The organism is Flavonifractor sp. AGMB03687, assembly GCF_017811815.1.
Classification (GTDB): Bacteria; Bacillota; Clostridia; order Oscillospirales; family Oscillospiraceae; genus Flavonifractor.
The window spans coordinates 517,193-530,498 of sequence record NZ_JADKZI010000003.1; the positions used below are offsets into that span (position 1 = coordinate 517,193).

The following is a 13,306-nucleotide window of genomic DNA, read 5'->3' on the forward strand; positions in this document are numbered from 1 at the left end:
TCCCCCGGGACGGGGCAAATAAAAAGGGCCCCGAAGGGCCCTTAGAGGGGATGAGGATCAGCCCTTGGCGCCGTCGCTCATGTAGGAGCCGTACAGCGGGGTGGGCAGGCCGAAACCGCCGGCCACGGGCAGGATCTCGCCGGTGATGAAGGCGGCCCGGTCGCTGGCCAGGAAGGCAACGGCATCGGCGATGTCCTCCGGACGGCCGGGGCGGTTGAGGGGGACGTTCTTCAGGAATAGGTCCAGGAAAGCCTGGGACATGTTGTTCAGAGCGGCGTCGGTGGCGGTGAAGCCGGGAAGCACCGCGTTGCACCGCACTCCCTGCCGGGCGTACTGCACGGCGATGTCCTTGGTGAGGAAGTGGATGGCGGCCTTGCTGACGCCGTAGGCGGTGCGGCTCAGGTCGGGATAGATGCCACCCACCGAGCCGATGTTGATGATGGAGCCGCCGCCGTTCTTGGCCATGACGGGCACCGCCGCCTTGCTGGGCAGATACACGTTCTTCAGGTTGGTGTTGACAATGCGGAAGAAGTCTTCGGTGGCGCCGTTCACCACATCCAGGTCGGTCTTGACGTCGGTAGCGCCGAAGTTGTTGACCAGGATATCCAGCCGGCCCTCCTTCTTGGCCACCTCGTCCACCATGCCGGAGAAGCTCTCCTCGTTGGCGGCGTCAAAGTAGACCACGCCGGCTCGTCCGCCGGCGGCAATGATCTCGTCGGCGATCTGCTGACCGGCGTCCAGGCGGCGCATACCCAGGTAGACGGTGGCACCCTGAGCGGCCAGCGCCTTGGCGCAGGCCAGGCCGATACCCCGGGTGGAGGAGGAAACCAATGCGACCTTCTGTTCCAGTTCTTTCATGATAATTCTACTTTTTAAACCATTCGGTATGATTACGATACTATGATAATAGCACTGTCGCATCCGATTTACAAGCATTATTTTTTGCCGGGGACGCAACAAAACCGCCCCCTCAGGGATGTTAGGGGCAGAAAGGAGGGAGAGCAACGGAAGATCAAACCGGTCTGAGGCAGGCGGTGGAGGCCTACGGCACCATGGTGTACCGCCTGGCTCTGGCCCAAACCCACAGCGGCCACGACGCCGAAGACGTGTTTCAGGAGGTCTTCCTCCGCTACCTCCGCTCCGCCCCCGCCTTCCAGGAGGAGGAGCACCGGAAGGCCTGGCTGCTGCGGGTGACGGTGAACTGCTGCAAGAAGCTCCACCGCTCCTTCTGGCGGCGGAATACGGTGGCCCTGTCGGAGTCCATTCCCGCCCTCAGCCAGGAGGAGGGGGAGCTGCTGGACCTGCTGGAGGGATTGCCGGAAAAGTACCGGGCGGTGCTCCATCTCTACTACTACGAGGGCTACGCCACCGGGGAGATCGCGGACATCCTGGGCCGCAGCCCCAACACGGTGCGCAGCCAGCTGGCCCGGGGGCGGGCCCTGCTGCACGACGCATGGAAAGGAGCGGAAGAGCTATGACGGAAGAGAACTATCGCGCCCTGTTTGACCGGGTTTCCCCCAGCCGGGAGCTGGTGGAGGACACCCTGGCAGCGGCGGAGCGTCCCCGGCGGAAAGGCATTCCCGCCCGGCGGCTGGCGGCCGCCCTGGTGTGTCTGGCCCTGGTGCTGGGAGTGAGCAACTATCAGGCCCTGGCAGCGGGATTGCAGAAACTGATCCGGTTCTTCGCCGGTACCGGCGCCGCCGACGCCCCGGTGATGGTGGTGGAGGAGGCTGACCGGTGGACCGAGGGGGACTGGCTGTGCCAGCTGGACGGGGTGAGCCAGGGGGAGTACCTGCTGCTGGAGCTCTACCTGGTGAGCCCGGAGCTGGAGGAGCATGAGCTGGCCACCCGGGAGCTGCAGGTCTACGCCGACGGCGTCCCTCTGGAGCAGGGCGACCAGGTCTACTCCCAGTGGCTGCCCTACAACGGCTTTGCGCCTCAGGGCCAGATTTGGGTGCCTCTGGTAGGTCTGGACTGCGGGCCGGAGGTGGCCTGGCGGGAGGAAGGCTACCGCGCCCGGGTCCACATGCCCTTTACCTACCGCCTGCCGGAGGATCGGCCCACCCAGCTGACCTATAAGCTGCTGGACCTGGAGGGAGGCGGCTCCCACACCGGAACCCTGACTCTCACCCCGGCGGAAACCCAGACTTCCTATTCGGATAGCCGGACCTTCGCTGAGGGCACCGTCACCGCTCTGGTCAGCGAGGACGGGCGGCAGCTGTCGGTGTACGCCCACCGGGAGGAGAACGACCAGGGCCAGCTGCTGACAGGGGCCTCCCTCTTCCACCATCAGGTCACCTTCATCGGAGCCTCCGGGGCGCGCTACCCCGACGCCGGGGAGGGCTTCCGCAGCTTCACCTCCGGCCATGTGAACGTCCAGCTGGCCGCCGCGCCAAGCTGGGTGGAGGAGCCTATCGTGGCGGTGGAGATCGGCGCTGTTCAGCTGGTCTACGAGCATGAATACCTGTGGGACGGCCCAGGCGGAGGCATGGTCCGGGGCCAGGACAACGTGACCTACGGTGACCTGGACTGGGTCATCTCCCTGGAGTAACCAAAAAACGGAGGACCGCAAAAGCGGTCCTCCGTTTTTTCTTGCTTATTCCGGCTGACAGGGGGTAAGCAGCCAGCCCGTCATGGGGGGCAGGGACACCGGTCCGGCGGGCAGCTCCCGTCCGGTCATCCAGTCCACCGCTGGCCAGGGCAGGTCGATGCGCTCGGAGTCCTTGTTCACGTTGACGGCGGCCAGCACCGGCTCCCCCTCCCCTTCCCGCAGGAAGGAGAGCAGCTTGCCCTCGGCCTTCCACCAGCGGAGGCTTCCCCGCCGCAGGGCAGGCAGCTCCTTCCGGGCCCGGCCCAGGTCGGCATACCAGCGGCGGAGCACGTCGTCCGCCATCTCCCAGCGGTAGGTCCGCCGGTTAAAGGGGTCCTCAAAGCCCTCGATACCCGCCTCGTCCCCGTAGTAGATCATGGGGGAGCCGGGGAAAGCGAAGAGCACCAGGGCGCCCAGCATCAGCTTGGTGCGGCCCAGCAGGTACTGCTCCGGGGTAAGGAAGTAGGAGGCCCGCCAGTCCTTGTCGTGGTCCTGACCGTCCCCGCCGTAGCCCAGCAGGGTGAGGATGCGGGGGGTATCGTGGGTGCCCAGGAAGTTCATGGCGGAATGGAAGGCAAAGGGAGGATAGTTCTCCCGGATGGTCTCCATGGTGTCTTTGAATCCGGCGGCGTCCCCGCCCATGAGATAGCCCAGCAGGCTGTTGCGGAAGGGGTAGTTCATCAGGCCGTCGCAGTGGCCACCCAGGATGTGCTTGCGGCGGACGCCGTAGGCCACCTTGGTGGAGCCGTCCTCCCACACTTCACCGATGACCACCGCATTGGGGTCGGTCTCCCGCACCGCCTGGTGGATACCGTGGACGAAGTCGTCGGGCAGCTCGTCGGCCACATCCAGCCGCCAGGCGTCCGCCCCCGCCCGCAGCCAGCGGCGGACGATGCTGTTTTCATCCCCAAAAATATAGTCCCGGTAGGAGGGCTCCCCCTCGTTGACGGCGGGCAGGGAGTAGATCCCCCACCAGGAGTCGTACCGGTCCGGCCAGTGGGAGAAGTTGTACCACTTGTAGTAGGGGCTGTCCTGGGACTGGCAGGCGCCGTTCTCCGGGTAGGAGCCGTCCCCGTTGAAGTAGCGGCTCACATAGCCCTGGTGGTTGAACACGCCGTCCAGCATGATCTTCATGCCCAGCACATGGGCGGCGTCGCACAGGGCCCGGAAATCTTCCTCGGTGCCCAGCATGGGGTCAATCTTCTCATAGTCGCCGGTGCCGTAGCGGTGGTTTTCCGGGGCCTCAAAGACGGGGCAGAAGTAGATGGTCTCCACCCCCAGGTCGTGGAGGTAGGGCAGCTTCTCCATGACGCCCTTGAGGTCGCCGCCGAAGAAGTCACGATTGCGCACCTCGCCGTTGGCGTCCGGCCGGTACTCCGGCTCCTCCCGCCAACTGGTGTGGACGGTGCGTCCCCCCGGCATGCCGGTGGGGTCGGGCACCCGGGTGCGGCGGAAGCGGTCGGGGAAGATCTGGTAGGTGACCCCCTCCCCGAACCAGCCGGGCACCTGGTCGGTGCCATCGTACACCGTCAGCTGGTAGGGGCCCAGCTCCTCCTGGCGGCCGTCCAGGCCGGACAGGCGGAAGGAGTACCACACCAGGCCCACATGGTCCCTGGTGTCCAGGGTGACCCGAAGCACGTCCCGGTCCCCGTCGATACCGTCCCACACCATGGGCAGCTCCAGCCGCCGCTCCTGGGAGGACTCAAAGTAGGCAATCAGCACCGCCTGGGAAAAGCCCTCCGTCCGGAGGGGGCGCAGGGTGAGGGACACCTGGGTACCCGAGGGCACCGCGCCATAGGGCTGTTTATACCGGCTGTCCCGGCTGTCAAAGGTCATTGCATCCAGCAAAGAAAAGACTCCCTTCAGCGGATCAAGGTATTTTCCGTCCCCACGGACTCCATGGTATGCTCACTGCCGAAGTAGTAGTTCACGATCTCTCCGGCGGCGCTGGCCAGGTTGGCGCCCGAGGCACCGCCCTCCACCACCATGGAGATGACGATCTCAGGATCGTCGTAGGGGGCGAAGAGGACGAACACGGCGTTGGCGTTTTCATCGGCGGACACCTGGGCGGAACCGGTCTTGGCGCCCACCTCCACCGCCAGATTGCTCAGGTACTGGTCCACGGTGCTCTCCTCGTCGTTGGCTACCTTCCACATGCCCTCCTTCACCGCTTCCACCCAGGCGGGGTTCAGGTCCAGCTGTTCCACCGGCTCAGCCTCATACTCGTACACCGTTTCGGAGTAGTCGCTGGACTTCACCGTCTTGAGCAGGTGGGTCTCATACCGGTTGCCCCCGTTGATGAGTGTGGCGATGTAGTTGGACAGCTGGAGCATGGTGATCTTGGTGTTGTCCTGACCGATGGCAGCGGACAGCAGGTTGCCGCCGTACCACTCCTGCCCCAGCATGGCGCTGGTCTCAGGTCCGGCCACGTAGCCCTCCGCCTCGGACAGCTCCAGGCCGGTCTTCTGGCCCAGGCCGAACATGGCGGCGTACTCGTCGATCTTGTCGATGCCCAGCCGGTGGCCCAGAGTGTAGAAGTAAATGTTACAGGAGTCCCGCAGGGCGTCGGCCATGTTTTCCCAGCCATGGGTACCCCGGTACTGACGGTAGATCCAGCACTGGGGATGGTAGTCGCCGTAGGGATAGTGCTCCTCCTCAGGCAGCTGCAGGGAGCCGGTGTCCTCGATCTCCTCGGTGGGGGTCACCAGACCCTCCTGGAGGGCGGCAATGGCCACCAGGGGCTTGAAGGTGGAACCGGGGTAGTAGATCTCGCTGGTAGCCCGGTTGGTAAAGGGATTGCGGGTATCGTTGACCACCGCCTGGTAGGCCTCATTGCTGCTGTATACCTCGGACAGGTTGTAGGTGGGATAGGAGGCCATGGCCAGGATGCCGCCGTCGTTGACGCTCTGCACGATCACGGCACCCTTCTCCTTGGTGTTGGCCAGATTCTCGATGGTGTCGGCCAGCACCTGCTCCACCTTCTCCTGGAGGCGCAGATCAATGGTGCTCATGACGTTGTAACCCGGCTCGGGCTCCAGGGGTTCGCCGGTCTCGCTGTCCAGCTTCCAGCTCTCGCTGACCACCTTGCCGCTGGTGGACATCTCCTGGATCAGGGTACCCGACTTGCCCCGCAGATAGTCCTCAAAGGCGGCCTCCATGCCGTCGATGCCTACCTTGTCATTCATATTATAGCCTTTGGCCTTATAAGTCTCCCAGTTTGCGCTCTGAATAGAGCCCACCCGGCCCAACAGATGGGCGGCGCTGGTGGTGTTGTACTGCCGGACAGTGGTGGCCGAGATGTTGACGCCGGTGAGGCTGTGCTCTTTGATGGCGGAGATCACGTCGATATCCACATCCTGGGCGAAAATATACTCGGTCTGCTTCACACTCCGGCTGCGGAGGTTGAGCTCATAGAGCACCCCGATGAGGGCCCGGGCGTCGGCGTCGGACACCGACTCGTCAATGAGGAAGTACTGCCGCAGGCCGTCAATGACCTCCTGGGCGGTCAGCCCCTCCCCCAGGGCCTCTAGGCTGGTGGCCTTCTCCAGATCCTCGGTGCGCCAGCGGTCGGGCAGAATACTGGCGCCCAGGGGCAGGGCGTCCAGCAGGGCACCCAGATAGGTGAAGGTCACCTTTCCCTTACTGTTGGTGTAGACCAGGGGGGTCTCGCTGGTATAGGTAAAGGGGGCCTCCTTGGAGATGGGCAGGGTATCCTCCCACTCCAGGCCATTGGCCTGACAGATGTGGATGAGCTCCAGCAGATTGGCGTTGCGCTCGGCCTCCGCTCCCATGACAGAGGAGTTGAGGGTGATCTCATAGGTGGCCCGGTTGCTCACCATGGAGCGGCCATACCGGTCCACGATCTCGCCTCGGGCGGCCTCCACCGTCACCGTGTTGGAGATCTTCACCGTGGAGGCAGCCCGGTATTCGTCCCCCTTGACCACCTGCAGGTGGTAGAGGTTGCCGATAAAGGCCGCCAGCAGGGCGAAGAGCAGCAGCCCTACAACAATGGTTCGGATGTGAAATTGCTTGCCTTCCACAGGTTCAGGTCTCCTTCCAGGGTCAGGGGGTGAGTGCTACGGAATGTTTGTGATAGAAATTGGCCAGGGCCTGGTTGAGCCAGACCTCCGGGTCCTCATGGATGTCGCCGTTGTAGATCAGGTCATGGAGCTTCCAGGACACGTCCAGGGGCTCCACCCGCACGTCGGTGACGTCGGGGTCCCAGTACTGCTCCAGCCGGGCGGCCTGCTGCTGCCAGTAGTGCTGTGCTGAGCCGTCGGCCAGCACGTCCATCGCCCGTCCGGCAGTGCTCTCGTCATAGTAGCGGTAATGTACGGTGGTGAACACCAACAGGACCAGCAGCACCGGCACCGCCGCCCACAGCAGGCGGGGCACCTCCCCCGTCCCGGACAGCCGGGGCAGCACCGCCCGCCGCAGCCAGCCCAGCCAGTACCACAAGTTGGCGGTCACCAGCCAGAAGAAGGAATAGAACACGATGCTCCGCAGCCGCTCCGGTCCGGCCACCCCCAAAGCGTAAAAATGGGGGGCGTTCTGGGCGGCAAAGAGCAGGAAGCTGAACACCGTGAACAGCGGGGGCAGGCGGAAGCGAAAGGCGGTCTTCCCGGTGAGACCCCACAGCAGGGGGATCATCAGCAAAAAGCCCAGCAGCACGGGCCAGCTGAACCACTCCAGCAGGTCGGCCCAGGCCTGCTCAATGGAGCGGAGCACCGCATCCACCGCACCGATGGGGGGCGTGGCCAGGCCCTGCCGCACCTGGTTGCCGGGGGCAGCCACGCTGACCAGGAAGGCGGCGGCCACCACCGCCGTGGGGATGAGGGCGGGCAGGAACTTTTTCCGGTCCTGCCACAGGAACCACAGCAGGAAGAGCCCGGCCAGGAGGGTCCCCAGCAGGGCGGAGACGTAGTTGCTCCCTCCCACCAGCAGGGCGCACAGGGTGCCCGGTATCACCGCCCACAGGGTCTGCCGCCGGTTTTGGGCCAGCTTGAGGGCCACCAGCCGCTCCACCATCAGCAGCATGATGCCGTAGGTAAAGGTATAGTAGACCGCCCCGTTCCACCAGTAAAAGGTGTCCTTGGGGGAGGCCACGAACTGGATGGACAGCACCAGAAGTGGTACCGCCAGAAAGACGGTCTGCCGCCAGCTCCCGCCCAGGGCCCGGCGGGCCAGGGTATCCGCCAGCTTGAAGGTGCCGCCGCACAGGGAGATCAGCATCACCACCGGGGTGAGCCAGTAGAGGTACTCCGAAAAGGTCAGGGGGGTCAGGGTCATCATGCCGATGGCGGTGAAGGTGCCCTGCCAGCCCTTGTAGTAGCTCCACACGGCGTGCCAGGTGCCGCTCAGCAGGCACTCCCCGTCCAGCATGGCCTCATGGGGAAGCAGCGCATAGCTGTAGTCGTCGGCGGAGGGCCAGTTGTACCGCGCCAGCATCAGAAAGGGGATCAGGCTGACGGCCAGCAGGGCCAGCAGCAGCCAGGGTCCGTATTTTTTCCACACACGTACACTTTGTTCCATTACTCTCTCTTACTCTCTTTTCCTACAAAACCGTCTTTTTTGGTACCCGGCGGAACACCCACAGGAAGAGGGCGTACACCGGGAAGACGAATACCATGGACCAGGCGATCTCCCGCCCGGCCAGGCTGAGCAAAGCGGGCAGGGCCGCCTTGCCGCCGATGAGCCACACCAGCACCCGGGCCCCGTCGATGAAGAGCAGGGCCAGCAGGGAGCACAGCAGGCAGCCCAGCAGATTCTGCCGCAGCACATACTGGGCCAGGGCTCCGGCGCCCACGCCCAGCAGGCACAGGCCCACCGTCATGGCGCCGTCGGGGTTGAAGTACACCGCGTCGCACAGAATGCCCACACCCAGGCCGAAGCCCGCCCCGGCCACGGTGCCCTCCAGCACCGCCACGGCCACGGCGGCCAGGGGCAGCAGCATGGGTGTCACGCCGAACAGGGGGTAGCGGTTGAGCAGGTAGACCTCACAGAACCACACCGGCAGCAGCGCCAGGGCGTACACGCCCCACTTGATCAAAAAATCCCGTCTCGTCACAGGATGGGTTCCTCCTTCGGAAGACAGGCCGGCAGGCGCCCGGCCCTTACTCGACTATGGTGAAGTCCTTGATGACAAAGACCTGCTGCAGGTTGTCCAGGTCGGTCTCCGGCACGATGACCGCGTAGTCGGTCATACCGGAGGCATCGGTGCGGACCTCCTCCACGTGGCCTGCCACCAGACCGGAGGGATACACGCCGCCCCGACCCGAGGTGGTCACCAGGTCGCCGGACATGAGCTGGCTGTTTTCCGGCAGGTAGGTCAGCTTCAGCTTGCCCTCCTCCATCAGGGCCAGGTCGCCCTCCAGAATGGCGGCGCCGCCGGTGCGCACCAGCTGGCCGCCCAGCTCCATGTTGGCGTCGATGAGAGTACGCACGGTACACCAGTTCTCCCCTACCTCGGCCACCACGCCCACCAGGTTCCAGTACTCGTCCACCACGCAGTTGTCCACCGCGATGCCCTGGTTGGTGCCCTTGCTGAGGGTGAGGGTGGACTCCCAGTTGGAGGTGGAGCGGGCGGTGACCATGGCGGCCTCTTTGGTAAACTGCTTATCCTTGGGGGTGAGCTCCAGCAGGTTGTACAGCCGCTGGTTCTCCTGAATGGCGGCCTCATACTCCCGCTCCTTGGCCTTGAGCTCGGCGTTCTCCTGCTTCAGGGCCTCCAGCTCTTCCTTCATCTGCTCCTGCTCAAAGGCGTCGGAATAGCGCTCCTCCGCCCAGTTGGTGACGGCACTGATGCCGTTGCGCACGGGGGTGGTGACGATGCCCACCAGATTGGCCAGCGGGTTGGCCTTGCCCCCCAGCAGCATGGAGACCACCGCCGTCACCAGAGCCAGCAGGATGGCGGCAATGAGGATCAGGATTCCATTGTGCCGGAAAAAGTCTTTCACGCCTGTGTCCAGCCTCTCTTTCTTACGCTTCGGCGGCCAGGGCCATGCAGTCCATGCCCAGCTCACTCAGGATCCGCCCCAGACGGCACACCGGCAGACCCATCACATTATAGTAGTCTCCGGAAATGCCCTCGATGAACAGGGCGCCGTAGCCCTGAATGCCGTAGGCGCCCGCCTTGTCCATGGGCTCCCCGGTGGCGATATAGTGCTCGATCTCCTCGGCCGCCAGGGTACGGAAGGTGACCGCCGTCTCCTCCCACACGCTGTAGCACTGCTCCCCGTGGAGCACGGTGAGGCCGGTGTACACCTGGTGGCGGCAGCCCGACAGGATGGAGAGCATCCGGAAGGCCTCCTCTTTGTCGGCGGGCTTGCCCAGCACCGCCCCGTCCAGGGCCACCACCGTATCGGCGGCAATGACTACCGCGTCGGGGCCCACCTGGGCGGCTACTGCCCGGGCCTTCTCCTCCGAGATCTGCCGCACCAGCTCCGCCGGGGGCAGGTCCCGGTCCATATGCTCGTCAATGTCGGGGGTGATGATGCGGAAATCCCGCACCCCCATCTGCTCCAGCAGCTCCCGTCTCCGGGGGCTTTTGGAGGCCAGAATGATATCCATGTGAATTTCGTTCCTTTCCATTATTGCCCGGTGGACCCGAATCCGCCGGTCCCCCGCTCGGTGTCGTCCAGCTCCTCCACCCACTCCAGCTGGGGCAGGACCACGGGGGTCACCACCAGCTGGGCGATGCGGTCGCCGGGGTGGATGGTGTAGGGCTTGTCGGACAGATTGGTGAGCCCCACCTGGATCTCCCCTCGGTAGTCGCTGTCAATGACACCCACGCCGTTGGACAGGGCAATGCCGTGCTTGATGCCCAGCCCCGACCGGGCGTACACCAGGGCCACATACTCCGGCCCCGGCAGGGCGATGGCGATGCCGGTGGGGATGCGCACCAGCTGCCGGGGAGAAAGGATAATATCCTCCTCGATGCAGGCGGACAGATCCATACCGGCGGAGCCGGTGGTGGCCCGCTGGGGCCAGGGCAGCTCCCGACCGATCTTGGGGGATACCGCTTTGAGTTTCAGCTTCATCTATGGTTACTCCACATCTCGATAGTAAAGACCCCGGGTGTACTCGTTGGGGCTCCAGTTTCCCTGCTCCAGATAGCGCTGGGCCACCTGGACACACTCCTTGGGCGTTTCGGTGGTGAACATGAGCCGCTGGGCCCACAGGCCGATGCGGCGGTAGTCGGCCGCCTTGTCCGCCAGGAAGAGCTTTTGGGAATTGAGCAGCTCGTTACGGCAGCCGGGGGCCTTCACCACCGGGAACTTGGCGCCCTTCCGGTCAGTCAGAATGTTGGTACCCTGGCAGCCTTGTTTGCAGCCGCCGGTGCGGTTTTGAATGATGCAGTTCTCCATAATCATCAGGGGCAGACGGCCGTAGGTGATGAGCTCGGTGTCCAGGCTCTTGGAGATATCCCGGATCTGGGGGAACTTCAGCTCAAAGGACAGGGTGAGGGAGGAGAAGCCCAGCCGCTTATATTCTTTCACGGCCTGGGTATTATAGACCTCCATTCCGAAATCGCCCCGCAGGGTGAAGCCCAGATCTTTGACCACCTGGATCATACCCAGGTTGCCCACCAGGGCGTCGGTGACTCCCAGGGCCTTCACCTTCTTCAGGTTCTCCACCATCTGGGGGAACTCCCGGTCCCAGGCGATGCGGGGCAGGATGACGCCGATGGCGGTGCCCGCCGGGGCGTTGGCCTTCTCCGGGTGGGCGGCCAGCTCCTCCAGGGGGATATAGACCATGGCAGGACCCAGGTCCAGCAATTCCTTGGTAACCTGCTCCGCCGTCCGCACCGAGATGGTGAGGGCAGGAGCCTCCCGCCGGTTCTCATACCGGGCGCCGGGGTGGTACTCGCCGGTGCGCCGCTGGGGCAGCTGCTCCCGCTGGCGGGTCAGCTCGTCCAGGGCATCCCGCCGCAGAGCGTTAAGGGTGGACAGAGGCAGGGACAGGCCGTCCTCCACCAGCACCCGCATCCGGTCCGCCCGGTAGGGGGTGCCGCCGGTGCGGGCCAGCTGCTTCTCCACCGCGTCGGTGGTGAGAGGACGGGTACGGGCCTCCTCAGGCACCGGTCCCTCCACCGTGGCCACCCGGCCGTCCGGATCCTGCACGCCCACATGGGCGGGCTCGCCGGGGCGCAGCATGGCATAGAAGGTCACAGGCACCCGCTGGGCCTCCCCGCTCTGGTAGGTGTTGCGGGCCATGGCAAAGAGTTCCTTGGGCTCTTTGGTCTCCTCCCGCACGCCGAACATATGGCTTCCCTGCTGGTCCAGGTAGTAGCCCTGAGTGAAGCCCTGGCGGGAGAAGGCGGCCTGGAGCTGGTTGACCTCCTCGGCAGTGGGCTCCCGGTCCTCATGGATGGCCCGGGAGAAGATGCCGGTGACCACCGCCACATACTCGGGCCGCTTCATCCGGCCCTCCAGCTTGACGCACTTCACCCCCATCTTCCGCAGATCCCGCAGGTAGCCCGCCAGAGACAGGTCCTTCAGGGACAGGGGGTAGGAGTCCGCCTTGCCCTCCCAGCCGTACTTCAGCCGGCAGGGCTGGGCGCACAGGCCCCGGTTACCGGAGCGGCCTCCGATGACGGAGGACAGGAAGCACTGGCCGGAGTAGCACATGCACAGGGCTCCGTGGGCGAATACCTCGATCTCGATGGGGGAATTCTGGCAGATGTATTCGATCTGGTCCCGGGACAGCTCCCGGGAGAGCACCGCACGGGTCATGCCCAGGTCGGCCACCATCTTGACGCCGTCCAGGTTGTGGACGGTCATCTGGGTGGAGGCGTGGACGGGCAGGTCGGGGGCCACCTGGCGCACCATCCGCAGCACGCCCATGTCCTGCACCAGCACCGCGTCGGCCCCCAGGCTGCTGGCCTCGGCGGCGAACTCCGCCGCCTGGGGCAGCTCCCGGTCGGTGAGCAGGGTATTTAAGGTCAGATACACCTTGGCACCCCGCACATGGCAATAAGAAACCGCCGCCGCAAATTCCTCCCGGGAGAAATTCTTCGCGTTGCGGCGGGCATTAAAATCTCCGTATCCCAAATAGACGGCGTCCGCGCCGTTCTGTACAGCCGCCGCCACGGCCTCCATGGACCCGGCGGGGGCGAGCAGTTCCAACATACGATCCCTCCCGGAGCCGGGGGGCATAGCGCCCCCCCGTTTCCTTACTTCTTGTTTTGCAGCTTGAAGATCTCCCGTTTGGCTTCGGACAGCTCCAGCTTCATTTTGGTGGCTTCCTCCAGGTATTCCTTCAGCTGGCGGCGCAGATTCTCCGCCGCCTCCACCTCTTTAAAATATTCGTCGGCAATGTTCACCGCCGCCAGGACGGCACCGTCCACCAGAGAGACGCGGGCGCCCTCCATGACCTCCCGCACCTTTTCGTCCACGTGGGCTGCCACCTTCTCGGTATAGCCGGCGTCCTCGGTGCCAACCAGGGTGTACTCCTGCCCGGCGATGGTAACGGCGACGCGGTTTTTCATGCAAACCCCTCCTGACCATAGTAATTTATAGTATTATACCATATCCAGTCCCGGAAGAAAAACAAATTCTTCGTTAATTTTCGCGGGCACGCAAAAGGCCCGTGGGCGGAATCAAGCGTTCCGCCCACGGGCCTTTTCTTCAGCAGCTTTTCCGGACTCCGCCCGTCGGCTGCCCTTCTTTTTCTGGACAAGGTGTTGCTCATTCCCTCGGGCAGCAGAGGTTCCCA

Annotated in this window: 12 protein-coding genes; 2 read left to right on the plus strand and 10 right to left on the minus strand. The window is 64.4% G+C overall.

Going from position 1 to position 13,306, the window contains the following annotated elements; genetic code table 11:
- Positions 1-57: 57 nt before the first annotated feature.
- The gene (locus J9789_RS08995) at positions 58-858 is read right to left on the minus strand and encodes an SDR family NAD(P)-dependent oxidoreductase (protein WP_209344571.1); all 801 of its coding nucleotides are present in this window, start codon (positions 856-858) and stop codon (positions 58-60) included.
- A gap of 176 nt (positions 859-1,034) precedes the next feature.
- On the opposite strand from J9789_RS08995, the gene J9789_RS09000 reads away from it, so the two are divergent.
- A complete protein-coding gene (locus tag J9789_RS09000) occupies positions 1,035-1,478 on the plus strand; it encodes a sigma-70 family RNA polymerase sigma factor (RefSeq protein ID WP_348633661.1) in 444 nt (147 codons plus the stop codon).
- Positions 1,475-2,551, plus strand: a complete 1,077-nt coding sequence (locus J9789_RS09005) for a hypothetical protein (protein WP_209344573.1) — start codon at positions 1,475-1,477, stop codon at positions 2,549-2,551. The genes J9789_RS09000 and J9789_RS09005 overlap by 4 nt, the downstream gene beginning before the upstream one ends.
- Positions 2,552-2,596: 45 nt before the next feature.
- Here J9789_RS09005 and J9789_RS09010 read toward each other — a convergent pair whose 3' ends face one another.
- From J9789_RS09010 to J9789_RS09050, 9 genes are read right to left on the minus strand one after another with little or no spacing between them, the layout of a single operon-like run.
- Positions 2,597-4,438, minus strand: coding sequence for a glycoside hydrolase family 13 protein (locus tag J9789_RS09010; RefSeq protein WP_209344575.1), 1,842 nt, complete (start codon positions 4,436-4,438; stop codon positions 2,597-2,599).
- A gap of 14 nt (positions 4,439-4,452) precedes the next feature.
- Complete coding sequence (locus J9789_RS09015) at positions 4,453-6,630, minus strand: penicillin-binding transpeptidase domain-containing protein (RefSeq protein ID WP_209344577.1); 2,178 nt, start codon at positions 6,628-6,630, stop codon at positions 4,453-4,455.
- Positions 6,631-6,652: 22 nt separating this feature from the next.
- Positions 6,653-8,122 (minus strand): DUF6056 family protein, encoded by a 1,470-nt coding sequence (locus J9789_RS09020; RefSeq protein ID WP_209344579.1) that lies wholly within the window; start codon positions 8,120-8,122, stop codon positions 6,653-6,655.
- 22 nt (positions 8,123-8,144) lie between these two features.
- Entirely contained in the window at positions 8,145-8,657 is a 513-nt protein-coding gene (locus tag J9789_RS09025) for a rod shape-determining protein MreD (RefSeq protein WP_209344581.1), read from the minus strand.
- Positions 8,658-8,703: 46 nt separating this feature from the next.
- Positions 8,704-9,546, minus strand: coding sequence for a rod shape-determining protein MreC (gene mreC / locus J9789_RS09030; protein ID WP_209344583.1), 843 nt, complete (start codon positions 9,544-9,546; stop codon positions 8,704-8,706).
- 22 nt (positions 9,547-9,568) lie between these two features.
- Positions 9,569-10,159 (minus strand): Maf family protein, encoded by a 591-nt coding sequence (locus tag J9789_RS09035; protein WP_209344585.1) that lies wholly within the window; start codon positions 10,157-10,159, stop codon positions 9,569-9,571.
- 20 nt (positions 10,160-10,179) lie between these two features.
- Positions 10,180-10,629: a dUTP diphosphatase gene (gene dut / locus J9789_RS09040; RefSeq protein ID WP_209344587.1), complete on the minus strand. Its 450-nt coding sequence runs from the start codon at positions 10,627-10,629 to the stop codon at positions 10,180-10,182.
- A gap of 6 nt (positions 10,630-10,635) precedes the next feature.
- Positions 10,636-12,720, minus strand: coding sequence for a U32 family peptidase (locus tag J9789_RS09045; protein WP_209344588.1), 2,085 nt, complete (start codon positions 12,718-12,720; stop codon positions 10,636-10,638).
- Positions 12,721-12,764: 44 nt separating this feature from the next.
- A complete protein-coding gene (locus J9789_RS09050) occupies positions 12,765-13,079 on the minus strand; it encodes a cell division protein ZapA (protein ID WP_087337108.1) in 315 nt (104 codons plus the stop codon).
- Between the last annotated feature and the right edge of the window lie 227 nt (positions 13,080-13,306).